The organism is Verrucosispora sp. WMMA2121 (assembly GCF_027460185.1).
GTDB classification, from domain to species: domain Bacteria; phylum Actinomycetota; class Actinomycetes; order Mycobacteriales; family Micromonosporaceae; genus Micromonospora; species Micromonospora palythoicola.
The window spans coordinates 1,205,079-1,217,705 of sequence record NZ_JAPZBH010000004.1; the positions used below are offsets into that span (position 1 = coordinate 1,205,079).

The 12,627-nt window shown below is 67.9% G+C and carries 22 protein-coding genes and 1 pseudogene; all 23 read right to left on the reverse strand.

All coding sequences use genetic code 11. From position 1 onward, the window contains the following. Positions 1 to 13 precede the first annotated feature (13 nt). The 23 genes and pseudogenes from O7605_RS06190 to rplP all read right to left on the reverse strand — a co-directional run bounded on the left by O7605_RS06190 (position 14) and on the right by rplP (position 12,626). The gene (locus O7605_RS06190; protein ID WP_013735931.1) at positions 14 to 1,036 is read right to left on the reverse strand and encodes a DNA-directed RNA polymerase subunit alpha; all 1,023 of its coding nucleotides are present in this window, start codon (positions 1,034 to 1,036) and stop codon (positions 14 to 16) included. 96 nt (positions 1,037 to 1,132) lie between these two features. Beyond that, the gene (rpsD, locus tag O7605_RS06195) at positions 1,133 to 1,759 is read right to left on the reverse strand and encodes a 30S ribosomal protein S4 (RefSeq protein WP_093403633.1); all 627 of its coding nucleotides are present in this window, start codon (positions 1,757 to 1,759) and stop codon (positions 1,133 to 1,135) included. A 13-nt stretch (positions 1,760 to 1,772) separates the two neighbouring features. Next, the gene (rpsK, locus tag O7605_RS06200) at positions 1,773 to 2,180 is read right to left on the reverse strand and encodes a 30S ribosomal protein S11 (protein ID WP_013288613.1); all 408 of its coding nucleotides are present in this window, start codon (positions 2,178 to 2,180) and stop codon (positions 1,773 to 1,775) included. Positions 2,181 to 2,312: 132 nt separating this feature from the next. Beyond that, positions 2,313 to 2,693 (reverse strand): 30S ribosomal protein S13, encoded by a 381-nt coding sequence (gene rpsM / locus O7605_RS06205; RefSeq protein WP_093403631.1) that lies wholly within the window; start codon positions 2,691 to 2,693, stop codon positions 2,313 to 2,315. A gap of 212 nt (positions 2,694 to 2,905) precedes the next feature. Next, complete coding sequence (gene rpmJ / locus O7605_RS06210; RefSeq protein ID WP_012184307.1) at positions 2,906 to 3,019, reverse strand: 50S ribosomal protein L36; 114 nt, start codon at positions 3,017 to 3,019, stop codon at positions 2,906 to 2,908. A 91-nt stretch (positions 3,020 to 3,110) separates the two neighbouring features. Continuing rightward, positions 3,111 to 3,332 carry a translation initiation factor IF-1 gene (gene infA / locus O7605_RS06215; protein ID WP_007073013.1) on the reverse strand — a complete coding sequence of 74 codons (222 nt, stop codon included), beginning with the start codon at positions 3,330 to 3,332 and terminating at the stop codon, positions 3,111 to 3,113. A 325-nt stretch (positions 3,333 to 3,657) separates the two neighbouring features. Next, positions 3,658 to 4,176 (reverse strand): annotated as a pseudogene (locus tag O7605_RS06220) (DUF1707 SHOCT-like domain-containing protein); the annotation flags it as partial. Positions 4,177 to 4,278: 102 nt separating this feature from the next. Then, complete coding sequence (map, locus tag O7605_RS06225) at positions 4,279 to 5,130, reverse strand: type I methionyl aminopeptidase (protein WP_269738307.1); 852 nt, start codon at positions 5,128 to 5,130, stop codon at positions 4,279 to 4,281. Positions 5,131 to 5,218: 88 nt separating this feature from the next. After that, the gene (locus O7605_RS06230) at positions 5,219 to 5,872 is read right to left on the reverse strand and encodes an adenylate kinase (RefSeq protein ID WP_164447879.1); all 654 of its coding nucleotides are present in this window, start codon (positions 5,870 to 5,872) and stop codon (positions 5,219 to 5,221) included. Continuing rightward, the gene (secY, locus tag O7605_RS06235) at positions 5,873 to 7,195 is read right to left on the reverse strand and encodes a preprotein translocase subunit SecY (protein ID WP_269738308.1); all 1,323 of its coding nucleotides are present in this window, start codon (positions 7,193 to 7,195) and stop codon (positions 5,873 to 5,875) included. It lies immediately after the preceding gene. Positions 7,196 to 7,428: 233 nt separating this feature from the next. Further along, entirely contained in the window at positions 7,429 to 7,872 is a 444-nt protein-coding gene (gene rplO / locus O7605_RS06240) for a 50S ribosomal protein L15 (protein ID WP_164447881.1), read from the reverse strand. Continuing rightward, positions 7,872 to 8,054 (reverse strand): 50S ribosomal protein L30, encoded by a 183-nt coding sequence (rpmD, locus tag O7605_RS06245; protein WP_018784560.1) that lies wholly within the window; start codon positions 8,052 to 8,054, stop codon positions 7,872 to 7,874. Before rpmD ends, rplO begins: the two co-directional genes overlap by 1 nt. Further along, positions 8,054 to 8,668, reverse strand: a complete 615-nt coding sequence (gene rpsE / locus O7605_RS06250) for a 30S ribosomal protein S5 (RefSeq protein ID WP_093403623.1) — start codon at positions 8,666 to 8,668, stop codon at positions 8,054 to 8,056. Before rpsE ends, rpmD begins: the two co-directional genes overlap by 1 nt. 34 nt (positions 8,669 to 8,702) lie before the next feature. After that, positions 8,703 to 9,092, reverse strand: coding sequence for a 50S ribosomal protein L18 (gene rplR / locus O7605_RS06255; RefSeq protein ID WP_269738309.1), 390 nt, complete (start codon positions 9,090 to 9,092; stop codon positions 8,703 to 8,705). Continuing rightward, the gene (gene rplF / locus O7605_RS06260) at positions 9,089 to 9,631 is read right to left on the reverse strand and encodes a 50S ribosomal protein L6 (protein WP_093403620.1); all 543 of its coding nucleotides are present in this window, start codon (positions 9,629 to 9,631) and stop codon (positions 9,089 to 9,091) included. The genes rplR and rplF overlap by 4 nt, the downstream gene beginning before the upstream one ends. Positions 9,632 to 9,647: 16 nt before the next feature. Then, positions 9,648 to 10,055 carry a 30S ribosomal protein S8 gene (gene rpsH, locus O7605_RS06265; protein ID WP_093403619.1) on the reverse strand — a complete coding sequence of 136 codons (408 nt, stop codon included), beginning with the start codon at positions 10,053 to 10,055 and terminating at the stop codon, positions 9,648 to 9,650. A gap of 97 nt (positions 10,056 to 10,152) precedes the next feature. Further along, positions 10,153 to 10,338 (reverse strand): type Z 30S ribosomal protein S14, encoded by a 186-nt coding sequence (locus tag O7605_RS06270; protein ID WP_007073023.1) that lies wholly within the window; start codon positions 10,336 to 10,338, stop codon positions 10,153 to 10,155. Position 10,339: 1 nt separating this feature from the next. Further along, positions 10,340 to 10,909 (reverse strand): 50S ribosomal protein L5, encoded by a 570-nt coding sequence (rplE, locus tag O7605_RS06275; RefSeq protein ID WP_093403618.1) that lies wholly within the window; start codon positions 10,907 to 10,909, stop codon positions 10,340 to 10,342. Next, positions 10,909 to 11,229 carry a 50S ribosomal protein L24 gene (gene rplX / locus O7605_RS06280; RefSeq protein WP_170863408.1) on the reverse strand — a complete coding sequence of 107 codons (321 nt, stop codon included), beginning with the start codon at positions 11,227 to 11,229 and terminating at the stop codon, positions 10,909 to 10,911. The genes rplE and rplX overlap by 1 nt, the downstream gene beginning before the upstream one ends. Then, a complete protein-coding gene (gene rplN / locus O7605_RS06285) occupies positions 11,226 to 11,594 on the reverse strand; it encodes a 50S ribosomal protein L14 (RefSeq protein WP_007073026.1) in 369 nt (122 codons plus the stop codon). Before rplN ends, rplX begins: the two co-directional genes overlap by 4 nt. A 95-nt stretch (positions 11,595 to 11,689) precedes the next feature. Next, positions 11,690 to 11,968 carry a 30S ribosomal protein S17 gene (gene rpsQ / locus O7605_RS06290; RefSeq protein ID WP_093403616.1) on the reverse strand — a complete coding sequence of 93 codons (279 nt, stop codon included), beginning with the start codon at positions 11,966 to 11,968 and terminating at the stop codon, positions 11,690 to 11,692. Then, positions 11,965 to 12,201 (reverse strand): 50S ribosomal protein L29, encoded by a 237-nt coding sequence (gene rpmC / locus O7605_RS06295; protein WP_007073028.1) that lies wholly within the window; start codon positions 12,199 to 12,201, stop codon positions 11,965 to 11,967. The genes rpsQ and rpmC overlap by 4 nt, the downstream gene beginning before the upstream one ends. Then, the gene (gene rplP / locus O7605_RS06300; protein ID WP_007465292.1) at positions 12,201 to 12,626 is read right to left on the reverse strand and encodes a 50S ribosomal protein L16; all 426 of its coding nucleotides are present in this window, start codon (positions 12,624 to 12,626) and stop codon (positions 12,201 to 12,203) included. The genes rpmC and rplP overlap by 1 nt, the downstream gene beginning before the upstream one ends. Between the last annotated feature and the right edge of the window lies 1 nt (position 12,627).

A 12,627-nucleotide genomic window follows, 5' to 3' on the forward strand; every position in this document is an offset into this window, starting at 1 on the left:
GCGGCAGCGCGGACTAGAGCTGCTCGGTCTCGCGGTAGTCGTCGGTGTCGTAGTCGGCCTCGCCGAAGGCGTCCACGACGTGCGCCGGGTCGAAGTTCGGAGCCGAGTCCTTCAGCCCGAGACCCATCCCGGCGAGCTTCATCTTGACCTCGTCGATCGACTTCTGACCGAAGTTCCTTATATCGAGGAGGTCGGCCTCGGTACGCCCGATGAGCTCACCAACGGAGTTGATGCCCTCGCGCTTGAGGCAGTTGTAGGAGCGGACGGTCAGGTCCAGCTCCTCGATCGGCAGGGCCAGGTCCGCCGCCAGCTGCGCGTCCTGCGGTGACGGGCCGATGTCGATGCCCTCGGCCGTCTCGTCCAGCTCACGGGCCAACCCGAACAGCTCCACCAGCGTCGAACCGGCCGAGGCCAGTGCGGTGCGGGGGCCCATGGACGGCTTGGTCTCGACATCGATGATCAGCCGGTCGAAGTCCGTCCGCTGCTCGACCCGGGTCGCCTCGACCCGGTAGGTGACCTTGAGCACCGGCGAGTAGATCGAGTCGACCGGGATCCGGCCGATCTCCGCGCCCGCCTGCTTGTTCTGCGCCGCCGTGACGTAGCCACGCCCCCGCTCGACGGTCAGCTCCATGTCGAGCCGGCCCTTGCCGTTGAGGGTGGCCAGCTTCAGGTCCGGGTTGTGCACCGAGACGCCGGCCGGCGGCTGGATGTCACCCGCGGTCACGTCGCCCGGTCCCTGCTTGCGCAGGTACATGCTGACCGGCTCGTCGTGCTCGGAGCTGACGCACAGCTCCTTGATGTTCATGACGAGCTCGACCACGTCCTCCTTGACCCCGGGGATCGTGGTGAACTCGTGCAGCACACCGTCGATCTTGATCGAGGTGACGGCCGCACCCGGGATCGACGACAGCAGCGTACGCCGCAGCGAGTTGCCCAGGGTGTAGCCGAAGCCCGGCTCCAGCGGCTCGATGGTGAACCGGGACCGGGTCTCGTTGATCGACTCCTCGGAGAGGGTCGGTCGCTGGCTGATGAGCATGTCTTCTCTTCTCTTCCGGGGCGCCCGCCATATGACGCCCACGACACAAACTGTTCCGGTGGTCCGCCCGGCCGGGCGGACCACCGCAACGAGCTCCTACTTGGAGTAGAGCTCGACGATCAGCTGCTCCTGGACCTGGGTGTCGATCACCTGTCGGGCCGGGAGCGAGTGCACCAGGACCTTCATCTGGCTGGGGATCGCCTCCAGCCACGCCGGAACGGTCTTGGAGCCGGCCTCGGCCTGGGCCACGATGAACGGGGTGAGCTCCTTGCTCTTGCCCCGGACCTCGATGATGTCGTGCTCCTTGACGCGGTACGACGGGATGTCGACCTTCTTGCCGTTCACCGTGAAGTGACCGTGCTTGACCAGCTGACGGGCCATGTCCCGGGACTTGGCGTAGCCGGCCCGGTAGACCACGTTGTCCAGCCGCGACTCGAGGATCTGCAGCAGCACCTCGCCGGTCTTGGCCTTCTTGCTCACGGCCTCCTCGTAGTAGCCGCGGAACTGCTTCTCCAGCACGCCGTACACGCGACGGGCCTTCTGCTTCTCACGGAGCTGGAGCAGGTACTCCGTCTCCTTCGTGCGGCCGCGGCCGTGCTGCCCGGGCGGGAACGGCCGGGACTCGAACGGGCACTTCGGACCATCGCACTTGCTGCCCTTGAGGAACAGCTTCATCTTCTCCCGCCGGCAACGGCGGCAGTCAGCACCGGTGTAACGAGCCATCTCTCTCTACCTCTCAGACCCGACGACGCTTCGGCGGACGGCACCCGTTGTGCGGCTGCGGGGTGACGTCGGAGATCTGCCCGACCTCGAGGCCCACGGCCTGCAGCGAACGGATCGCGGTCTCCCGGCCGGAGCCGGGGCCCTTGACGAACACGTCGACCTTGCGCATGCCGTGCTCCATGGCCCGACGCGCGGCGGCCTCGGCGGCCAGCTGCGCGGCGAACGGAGTCGACTTGCGGGAGCCCTTGAAGCCCACCTGGCCGGACGAGGCCCAGGAGATGACGGCACCAGTCGGATCGGTGATCGAGACGATGGTGTTGTTGAAGGTGCTCTTGATGTGCGCCTGCCCGTGGGCGACGTTCTTGCGTTCCTTGCGCCGGACCTTCTTTACGGCGGCTCCGGCACGAGCCTTCGGTGGCATAAGTCTGTGCGCTCCTGAATAAGGTTCTCGATCGGATCTGGCTGTTAGCCCCGTTGATCAGGTAGACACCGGTTCCAGTTGGAGCCCGCCCTACCTCGACGGAGAACGACCAGCATTCCGGTTTAAGAACTATTACTTCTTGCCGGGCTTCTTCTTGCCGGCGACAGTCCGCTTCGGGCCCTTGCGGGTCCGCGCGTTGGTCTTGGTCCGCTGGCCACGCACGGGCAGGCCCCGGCGGTGCCGGATGCCGGCGTAGCAGCCGATCTCGACCTTGCGGCGGATATCAGCGGCGACCTCGCGGCGCAGGTCGCCTTCAACCTTGTAGTTGGCCTCGATGTGGTTCCGGAGCTGGACCAGCTCCTCGTCCGTGAGGTCCCGAACGCGCTTGTCCGGCGAGATGCCGGTGGCGCTGAGCGTCTCCAGGGCGCGGGTGCGGCCCACGCCGAAGATGTAGGTGAGCGCGATCTCCATCCGCTTCTCGCGGGGAAGGTCGACGCCGACTAGACGTGCCATGTGCGGGCGTACTCCTCGTGGTGTGCTGGCGAAGGTGTGGACCCGTCCCACCCCGCTACCGGCCGTCCCTGTCCCTCCGGCGCCAATGGCGCCGGCGACCGGGATCGGTCGCTGCCCGAGCGGGCCCCGGCCTTCGACCGGGGGTCAACCACGATTGAGTACGCGCTGCGCACCGCTCGCGGCTGGGACGAGCATGTGATGTGTGGGCTGGTTCAGCCCTGGCGCTGCTTGTGGCGCGGGTCGGTGCAGATGACCATGACCCGGCCGTGCCGGCGGATCACCCGGCACTTGTTGCAGATCCTCTTGACGCTCGGCTTGACCTTCACGGTTGCCTTACTTCCCATCTGGCCCGGCATCGCGAGGCGCGAGACCGGACGTCGAAGACGGACACGGGACGTTTCCCGGCCGTCGTCAGGCTTACTTGTAGCGGTAGACGATGCGCCCGCGGGTCAGGTCGTACGGCGAGAGCTCGACGACGACCCGATCCTCCGGCAGGATGCGGATGTAGTGCTGCCGCATCTTGCCGCTGATGTGAGCCAGCACCTTGTGGCCGTTGGCGAGCTCCACCCGGAACATGGCGTTCGGCAGGGGCTCGATGACCCGACCTTCGATCTCGATGGCTCCGTCTTTTTTCGGCATGTCCTCCGCTGTCCTGACGTCGGTTGCTCCGGACGGCTCACAACGTCTTACACGGGGGCTTGACCAAGATCAGGCTTCCCGCGCCAGCCGCGGCTCCGCGGCCCACCGAAGCGCTGGTGGGCATGGCGGAGTGGACGCTGCGCGCCGATCAGAAAGTGTACGCCCGCCTGCACGTCGTCGCCAAACCGACCGGCCACCTGGGCTCGACCGGGTCCAGGAAACCGGACGTTCAGCCCACATCGCCCCGGTCAGGGCCCTGGTCGGGCTCGCGCACCGGGGCGCCGGTGGCTGGGTCGGGCTCGGTGCTCGCCGCCGGACCGATGGCATCCGGCTGCTGCCGGCCCAGGGCCTTACGTTCACGCTTGAGCGCCCGCTTGTCGGCCTTCCGCCGCCGGCGACGCTCCCGCTCGGCCGCCCACCGCGCGGGCTCACCGCTGGCCAGCCCGGTGACGGTACGCACCAGCACGACCGCGCCCCACGGACCCGCGACCCAGCCCGGCCAGAAGTAGAGCGCCTCCCCGGCCGCCAGTGACGTGACGGCCCAGACGGCCACCACGATCCCGACCACCTTGAGCCAGGGTTCCCAGACCTCGGCCAGCCAGCGCGCGGTCAGCCCGCGCCCGGCCTCGGCCGGCACCGGGACGCTCGCGCCCCGAGGCTCCGGCAGCTCCGCACCGAGGGGCGCCGGCAGGTCACCGACGAGAGCATCCAGTTCGGCGTACGTGCGGGCGGCATAGGCCCGCTGCAACCGGTCGTCGTACTCGTGCAGGTCGAGTCGCCCCTCGTCGAGGGCGACCCGGAGGCGGTCGGCGACGGCCTGCCGGTCGGAGTCCGCTGCCCGCATCGCGTCCCGCTCGTCCATGCCGGCAAGCATGCCATCGCTGGGCCAGCGCCGCCCTGTCGCCGTCGCGCCGCGGCAGCCGTCGGCACCGCCGCCGCTGCCGCGTCAGGCGGTCGGCGTGGTGCTCGGCTGGCGAGCGGTGACCAGGTCGCCGAGGCGGGCTCGACCGCCGTCGAACGCGGTGAGCACCCACACCCCGTCCGGTAGCAGGGCCATGCTGTGCTCGACGTGCGCGGCCCGGGAGCCGTCGCGGGTGACGACGGTCCAGCCGTCGGCGAGCTCCGCGGTACGCGGCGAACCCATCGTGATCATCGGCTCGATGGCCAGCGCCAGCCCCGGCACCAGCCGGGGCCCCTTGCCCGGCCGGCCGTGGTTGAGCACGTGCGGATCCTGGTGCATCTCGGTGCCGATGCCGTGGCCGCCGTAGCCGTCGACGATGCCGTAACGCCCCGCCTTGCGTACCGCGCGCTCCACCGCGTGCGAGATGTCGGTCAGTCGACCCTTGCCGCTGGCGGCACCGCGCGCGGCTGCGGCGATGCCCGCCCACATCGCGTCCTCGGCGACCTCGGCCATCCGCAGCAGCGCCGGGTCGACCTCGCCCACGCCGACCGTGATCGCCGCATCGCCGTGCCATCCGTCGAGCACCGCGCCGCAGTCGATCGAGATCAGGTCGCCGTCGGCGAGGACCTGCTCCGGCGACGGGATCGCGTGCACGATCTGCTCGTTCACCGAGGAGCAGATCGACGCCGGAAAGCCGTGGTAGCCCTTGAACGACGGAACCGCTCCCGCCGCACGGATCGTCGTCTCGGCGATCGCGTCCAGGTCGGCGGTGCTCACGCCGGGAGCGACCGCCTCCCGCATCCGGCGCAGCGCCTCGGCGACCACGAGGCCGGCGGCACGCATCTTCTCGATCTGCTCAGGGGTCTTCAGCTGGATGTCCAGCTGGGGACGACGCATGGAGGCGCTACCTTTCGTTGCCGAAGCAGCGGGGTACGACCCGCGTACCCCGCTGTCCGCACTCTATCCGGCCGGCAGCCGGCCGACCTCAGCCCCCGTACGAGCGAAGAGCGTCGATGGCGCGGACCGTGACGTCCTCCACCGGGCCGGTGGCGTCGATGCCGACCAGCTTGCCCTGCGCGCCGTAGTAGTCCACGAGCGGCGCGGTCTTCTCGGCGTACTCCCGCAGCCGCGCGGCGATGGTCTCCGGCTTGTCGTCGTCCCGCTGGAACAGCTCCGCACCGCACCGGTCGCAGATGCCCTCCCGGCTGGTCGGATCGAACTCGACGTGCCAGATCTTGCCGCAGCCCCGGCAGGTGCGCCGGCCGGAGAGCCGCCGGATCACCTCGTCGTCGTCGACGACCAGTTCGAGCACGATGTCCAGCGCGGTGCCGAGATCGGCGAGGAGCTTGTCCAGTGCGGCGGCCTGCGGGGTGGTCCGGGGAAACCCGTCGAGCAGGAAACCCTCGGCGGCGTCGGGCTCAGCGAGTCGGTCGCGCACCATGTTGATGGTGACCTCGTCCGGCACCAGCTTGCCGGCGTCCATGTACCGCTTGGCCTCGACGCCGAGCGGGGTGCCCTGGGACACGTTGGCCCGGAAGATGTCGCCGGTCGAGATCTTCGGCACGGACAGGTGCGCGGCGATGAACTCCGCCTGTGTGCCCTTGCCCGCACCCGGCGGGCCCACCAGAACCAGTCTCATCTACCGCAGGAACCCTTCGTAGTTCCGCTGCATCAGTTGACTCTCGATCTGCTTGCTCGTCTCCAGAGCCACGCCGACCATGATGAGCACAGCGGTACCACCGAACGGGAAGTTGAGGTACTGCTGCCGGTCGAGCCAGATGAAGAAGAAGTTCGGCAGGATCGAGATGATCGCGAGGTACAGCGCACCCGGCAGGGTGATGCGGCTGAGGATGAAGTCCAGGTAGTCGGCGGTCGGCTTACCGGGGCGGATGCCCGGCACGAAGCCGCCGTACTTCTTCATGTTGTCCGCGACCTCGGTCGGGTTGAACGTGATCGAGACGTAGAAGTACGTGAAGAAGATGATCAGCAGGAAGTAGACCGCGATGTAGATCGGGCTGGTCGGGTCGACCAGGTTGTTCTGGATCCACGCCTGGGTCTTGCCCGGGTCGTTCTGGTCGAAGAACTGCAACGCCAGCTGCGGCAGGTAGAGCAGCGAGGAGCCGAAGATGACCGGGATCACACCCGCCTGGTTGACCTTCAGCGGGATGTAGGTCGAGGTGCCGCCGTACATCCGCCGGCCGATCATGCGCTTGGCGTACTGCACCGGGATGCGGCGCTGCGCCTGCTCGATGAAGGTGACCGCGGTGATGACCACCAGCACCAAGGCGATGACGAGCATGAACTTCCACCAGCCCTGGCTCTCCTTGATCCGCCAGCCCTCGCTGGGCAGCCGGGCCGCGATCGAGGTGAAGATCAGGACGGACATGCCGTTGCCGACGCCGCGGTCGGTGATCAGCTCACCGAGCCACATGACCATGCCGGTGCCGGCGGTCATCGTCATCACCAGGATGGACAGGGTCAGCCAGTCCGGGATGCCGGTGCCGGTCGGGATGATCTCCTCGTTGCACTGGTTGTTGAACAGCTGCCCGGAGCGGGCCAGCGCCACGAACGCCGAGGCCTGGAGGACACCCAGCCCCAGCGTCAGGTAGCGGGTGTACTGGGTGATCTTCGCCTGGCCGGCCTGGCCCTCCTTGCGGAGCTGCTCCAGCCGGGGAATGACCACCGTGAGCAGCTGCAGGATGATCGACGCGGTGATGTAGGGCATGATGCCCAGCGCGAAGATCGACAGCTGCAGCAGCGCGCCGCCGGAGAAGAGGTCGAGCAGGTTCAGGACGCCAGTCGAGCCCTCGATGGACTCCAGGCACTTCTGCACGTTGCCGTACGAGACGCCCGGGCTGGGCACCGTGGCGCCGAGCCGGTAGATCGCGATGATGCCGACTGTGAACAGCAGCTTCTTGCGCAGGTCAGGCGTACGGAACGCACTGAGAAAGGCGGACAGCAACTTCTTCCTCCTGCGCGAGGCGGGCCGCCGGTCGTCCCTGGCGGGTCGGGGTGGGTTCCGGGCAAGTGCCCGATATCCATGGCTGGGAAGGGACTCTAACAGCCCGATCCCGGTCCGGGCAGATGTGCCCGGCTACATAAACCGAATCCGATGTTACCGGGCGGACAGGCCCGTTGTAGACCATGGCGCCCGCCAGCTGGGATCAACTGGCGGGCGCCATGGGTGAAACAGCCCTACAGCTCGGTGACCGAACCACCGGCAGCGGTGATCTTCTCCTTGGCCGACGCGCTGAACGCGTGCGCCGACACCTGAAGCGCCACCCCGCCGAGGTCCCCGGTGCCGAGAACCTTCACCGGCTGTCCCTTGCGGACCGCGCCGGCCTCGACCAGTTCGGTCGGGCCGACCTGGCCACCGTTGGGGAACAGCTCGGCCAGGCGGTCCAGGTTGACGACCTGGAAGACCACCTTGAACTTGTTCTTGAAGCCCTTCAGCTTCGGCAGGCGCATGTGAATGGGCATCTGCCCACCCTCGAACGCCGCCGAGATGTTCTTCCGGGCCTTCGAACCCTTGGTACCGCGACCGGCGGTCTTGCCCTTGGAGCCTTCACCGCGACCCACACGGGTCTTCGCGGTCTTGGCACCCGGCGCCGGACGCAGGTGATGGACCTTGATCGTCATTACTCGACCTCCTCGACCTTCACGAGGTGGTTGACCGTGAAGATCATGCCGCGAATCTCGGGCCGGTCCTCCTTGACCACCACGTCATTGATCCGCTTGAGACCGAGCGAACGCAGCGACTCCCGCTGGTTGCGCTTGGTCCCGATCTCGGAACGGACCTGGGTGACCTTGAGACGTGCCATCAGGACGCCACCTCCGCCCGCGAGGCCAGCATGGCCGCCGGCGCGACGTCCTCCACCGGCAGGCCCCGCCGCGCGGCCACGGCCTCCGGGGACTCCAGCCCCTTCAGCGCGGCCACGGTGGCGTGCACGATGTTGATCGGGTTCGACGAGCCCAGGCTCTTGGAGAGCACGTCGTGGATGCCCGCGCACTCCAGCACGGCACGGACCGGTCCACCGGCGATGACACCCGTACCGGCGGAGGCCGGCTTGAGCAGCACCACCCCGGCGGCGTCCTCGCCCGTGACCGGGTGCGGGATCGAGGAACCGATCCGCGGCACCTTGAAGAAGTGCTTCTTGGCCTCCTCGACGCCCTTGGCGATCGCCGCGGGCACCTCCTTGGCCTTTCCGTAGCCCACGCCGACGGTGCCGTCGCCGTCGCCCACGATCACCAGGGCGGTGAAGCTGAAGCGACGACCACCCTTCACGACCTTGGCGACGCGGTTGATCGCGACGACCCGCTCGAGGTGCGGGGTCTTCTCGGCGGGCGCGTTTCCGCGGCCGCCCTCACGGCGGTTGTCGCGGCGACCACCCTCGTTGCCACCGGACCCGCCGCCACGGCGCTGTTGACCTGGCATCAGCAGCCTTCCTTCTCTCTCGTGACGGGGATTGTCAGAACTCGAGCCCGGCTTCGCGGGCGGCGGCGGCGAGCGCGGCTACCCGCCCCGCGTACCGGTTGCCGCCGCGGTCGAAGACGACCTTGGAGATGCCCGCGGCCTTGGCCCGCTCGGCCAGCAGCGTGCCGACCTTGCCAGCCAGGGCGCTCTTGTCGCCCTCCGTGCCGCGCACCGAGGCGTCCAGGGTCGAGGCCGACGCCAAGGTGTGACCCTTGGTGTCGTCCACGATCTGGGCGACGATGTGCCGCAGCGAACGGGTGACCACCAGGCGGGGACGCGCGGCGGTGCCGCTGACGTTCTTGCGCACTCGGAAGTGCCGCCGCGCCCGCCCGACGGCACGCTTGGCGGCGACGCCGCGGCGGCGCTTGAGCAGCGTGGCGCTCACTTCTTACCTGCCTTTCCGGCCTTGCGTCGGATGACTTCGCCCTGGTACTTCACGCCCTTGCCCTTGTAGGGCTCCGGCGGGCGGATCTTCCGGATGTTGGCGGCGACCTCACCGACGAGCTGCTTGTCGATGCCGGCCACGTGGAACAGTGTCGGCCGCTCCACCGTGAAGGTGATGCCCTCGGGCGCCTGCACCTGCACCGGGTGCGAGAACCCGAGCGCGAACTCCAGGTCCTTGCCCTTGGCGGTGACCCGGTAACCGGTGCCGGCGATCTCCAGGCTCTTACGGTAGCCCTCGGTGACCCCGACGATCATGTTGGCGACCAGGGTACGGCTCAGGCCGTGCAGTTCCTTGGCCTTGCGCTCGTCGTTCGGGCGGTTGACGCTCAACTGCCCGTCCTCGGCCCGCTCGATGGTGATCGGCTCGGCCAGGGTGTGCGACAGCTCGCCCTTGGGGCCCTTGACCTTGACGGTCCGGCCGTCGATCGTCACGTCGACTCCGGATGGCACCGGGATCGACTTACGTCCAATACGCGACATTTCTACCTGTCTCCCGTTACCAGACGAAGGCGAGGACTTCCCCGCCAACGCTCCGCTTGCGGGCCTGCCGGTCGGTGAGCAGTCCCTGGGACGTCGAAATGATCGCCACGCCCAGCCCACCGAGCACCCGGGGGAGCCCGTCCGACTTGGCGTACACCCGCAGACCGGGCTTGGAGACGCGCTTGATGCCGGCCAGGCTCCGCTCCCGGTTCTGGCCGTACTTCAGCTCGACGACCAGTCGCTTGCCGACGGCACCCTCCTCGGGCTCCTCGACTGCCCAGGTGGCGATGTAACCCTCGGACTTGAGGACCTCGGCGATGTTCGCCTTGATCTTCGAGTACGGCATCGTCACCCGGTCGTGGTACGCCTGGTTGGCGTTACGCAGACGCGTGAGCATGTCTGCGATCGGGTCGGTCATCGTCATGAAAACTCGTCAACCTTTCTCGCCGGGGTTCCCGCGACACGTCGCAGGCCTACGGCGAAGAGACAGTCCAGCTGACGCGCCGCAGCGCGCCGGACTATTACCAGGAAGCCTTGGACACGCCGGGCAGCTCACCGCGGTGGGCCATCTCCCGGATGCACACCCGGCAGAGCCCGAACTTGCGGTAGACCGCCTTGGGACGCCCGCACCGCTGGCAGCGGGTGTACGCGCGAACCGAGAACTTCGGCTTCGCGGCCGCCTTGAGGATCAGCGCCTTCTTGGCCATCTCAGTTCTCCTTGAACGGGAAGCCCAGGAGCTTCAACAGCGCCCGGCCCTCGTCGTCGGTCGTGGCGGTCGTGACCACCGTGATGTCCATGCCCCGCTGGCGATCGATCTTGTCCTGGTCGATCTCGTGGAACACCGACTGCTCGGTCAGACCGAACGTGTAGTTGCCGTGCCCGTCGAGCTTGCGCCCGTCCAGGCCGCGGAAGTCGCGGATACGCGGCAGCGCGATGGACAGCAGCCGGTCCAGGAACTCCCACATCCGGTCGCCGCGCAGGGTCACCTTCGCGCCGATCGGCATGCCCTCCCGCAGCTTGAACTGCGCGATGGACTTCGTCGCCCGCCGGACCTGCGGCTTCTGGCCGGTGATGGTGGCCAGGTCACGGACCGCACCGTCGATGAGCTTGGCGTCCCGGGCGGCCTCGCCCACACCCATGTTCACGACGATCTTGACCAGCCGCGGCACCTGCATCGGGTTGCCGTACTCGTACTGCTCGCGCAGCTGAGCGATGATCTCGTTGCGGTACCGCTCCTTGAGGCGCGGCATGGTCTTGGTTTCGGTAGCCGTGGTCATCACAGGTCCTTACCGGTGCTACGCGCGATGCGGACCTTCTGGCCGTTCTCGTCGATCCGGTAGCCGACGCGGGTCGGCTTGCCGTCGGAGTCCACGACCATCACGTTCGAGACGTGGATCGGGGCCTCCTGGGTGACGATGCCACCGGTCTTGGCGCCACGCTGGGTGGTGCTGATGCGAGTGTGCTTCTTGATCCGGTTCACGCCCTCGACCAGGACCTTGTCCTGCCGCGGGTAGGCCGCGATGACCTTGCCCTTGGCACCCTTGTCCTTGCCGGCGATGACGACGACCGTGTCGCCCTTCTTGACCTTCACGGTCACAACACCTCCGGCGCGAGAGAGATGATCTTCATGAACCGCTTGTCCCGCAGCTCGCGGCCGACCGGGCCGAAGATGCGGGTACCGCGCGGGTCCCCACCGTCCTTGATGATGACGGCGGCGTTCTCGTCGAAGCGGATGTACGAACCGTCCGGCCGCCGCTTCTCCTTGGCGGTGCGGACGACGACAGCCTTGACCACGTCGCCCTTCTTCACACCGGCACCCGGGATCGCGTCCTTGACGGTGGCCACGATGACGTCGCCGATGCTCGCGTAGCGCCGACCGGAGCCACCGAGAACCCGGATGCACAGGATCTCCCGGGCACCCGTGTTGTCGGCGACGCGCAGTCGCGACTCCTGCTGAATCACGTCTATCTCCTATGTCTGCCGGTTCTCCGGCCGCCGGGGCGGCCGGAGCCTGGCGGAACCTGCGCCCGACCGTCCCGGCCGAGCTCGAGCCTTCGCTACTTGGCCTTCTCGAGGATCTCCACGAGCCGCCACCGCTTGGTGGCGGAGAGCGGCCGGGTCTCCATGATCAGGACGCGGTCGCCGATGCCGGCGGAGTTCTGCTCGTCGTGGACCTTGAGCTTGCTGGTCCGGCGCATGATCTTGCCGTACAGCGCGTGCTTGACTCGGTCCTCGACCTCGACCACGACGGTCTTTTCCATCTTGTCGCTGACCACGAGGCCCTCGCGGACCTTACGGCGGCCCCGCGGCTTGGTGGGGGTCGTGTTCTCGCTCATGAAGCAGTCACCTCAGTCGGCGCGGCCGAGAGCCCCAGCTCACGCTCACGCATGATCGTGTAGATCCGGGCGATCTCCCGACGGATGACCTGCAGCCGCCGGTTGTTGTCCAGCTGCCCGGTTGCGGCCTGCACGCGGAGGTTGAACAGCTCCGCCTTGGCCTCACGCAGCTTCGTGACCAGCTCCTCCTCGGAGAGCTCACGCAGCTCGGAGGCCTTAACGCCCGCTGCCATCAGGATTCACCCACTTCGCGCGTAACAATGCGGCACTTCATCGGGAGCTTGTGGATCGCGCGACGCATCGCCTCTCGCGCGATCTGCTCGTTCGGGAAGGACATCTCGAAGAGGACCCGCCCGGGCTTGACGTTCGCGACCCACCACTCGGGCGAGCCCTTACCGGAACCCATCCGGGTTTCCGCCGGCTTCTTGGTGAGGGCCTGGTCCGGGAAGATGGTGATCCAGACCTTGCCGCCACGCTTGATGTGGCGGGTCATCGCGATACGCGCCGACTCGATCTGCCGGTTGGTCACGTACGCCGGCTCCAGAGCCTGGATCCCGAACTCGCCGAACACCACCCGGTTGCCGCCCTTGGACGCGCCGCTGCGGTCCGGGTGGTGCGGCTTGCGGAAGCCCTTCGGGGGCTTGCGCGGCATCAGCATC

Excerpts from the sequence above, each read along its gene's own strand:
- O7605_RS06190 (WP_013735931.1), bottom strand. The coding sequence starts at position 1,036 with ATGCTCATCAGCCAGCGACCGACCCTCTCCGAGGAGTCGATCAACGAG.
- rpsD (WP_093403633.1), bottom strand. The coding sequence starts at position 1,759 with ATGGCTCGTTACACCGGTGCTGACTGCCGCCGTTGCCGGCGGGAGAAG.
- map (WP_269738307.1), bottom strand. The coding sequence starts at position 5,130 with ATGCGTCGTCCCCAGCTGGACATCCAGCTGAAGACCCCTGAGCAGATC.
- rpsK (WP_013288613.1), bottom strand. The coding sequence starts at position 2,180 with ATGCCACCGAAGGCTCGTGCCGGAGCCGCCGTAAAGAAGGTCCGGCGC.
- rpsH (WP_093403619.1), bottom strand. The coding sequence starts at position 10,055 with ATGACGATGACCGACCCGATCGCAGACATGCTCACGCGTCTGCGTAAC.
- rplE (WP_093403618.1), bottom strand. The coding sequence starts at position 10,909 with ATGACCACGGCTACCGAAACCAAGACCATGCCGCGCCTCAAGGAGCGG.
- rplO (WP_164447881.1), bottom strand. The coding sequence starts at position 7,872 with ATGACGATCAAGGTCCATCACCTGCGTCCGGCGCCGGGTGCCAAGACC.
- rpsE (WP_093403623.1), bottom strand. The coding sequence starts at position 8,668 with ATGCCAGGTCAACAGCGCCGTGGCGGCGGGTCCGGTGGCAACGAGGGT.
- rpmD (WP_018784560.1), bottom strand. The coding sequence starts at position 8,054 with ATGGCACGTCTCAAGGTCACCCAGGTCCGTTCCGAGATCGGGACCAAG.
- O7605_RS06270 (WP_007073023.1), bottom strand. The coding sequence starts at position 10,338 with ATGGCCAAGAAGGCGCTGATCCTCAAGGCGGCCGCGAAGCCGAAGTTC.
- O7605_RS06230 (WP_164447879.1), bottom strand. The coding sequence starts at position 5,872 with ATGAGACTGGTTCTGGTGGGCCCGCCGGGTGCGGGCAAGGGCACACAG.
- rplP (WP_007465292.1), bottom strand. The coding sequence starts at position 12,626 with ATGCTGATGCCGCGCAAGCCCCCGAAGGGCTTCCGCAAGCCGCACCAC.
- rplF (WP_093403620.1), bottom strand. The coding sequence starts at position 9,631 with ATGTCGCGTATTGGACGTAAGTCGATCCCGGTGCCATCCGGAGTCGAC.
- rpsQ (WP_093403616.1), bottom strand. The coding sequence starts at position 11,968 with ATGAGCGAGAACACGACCCCCACCAAGCCGCGGGGCCGCCGTAAGGTC.
- infA (WP_007073013.1), bottom strand. The coding sequence starts at position 3,332 with ATGCCGAAAAAAGACGGAGCCATCGAGATCGAAGGTCGGGTCATCGAG.
- rpsM (WP_093403631.1), bottom strand. The coding sequence starts at position 2,693 with ATGGCACGTCTAGTCGGCGTCGACCTTCCCCGCGAGAAGCGGATGGAG.
- rpmC (WP_007073028.1), bottom strand. The coding sequence starts at position 12,201 with ATGGCAGCGGGCGTTAAGGCCTCCGAGCTGCGTGAGCTCTCCGAGGAG.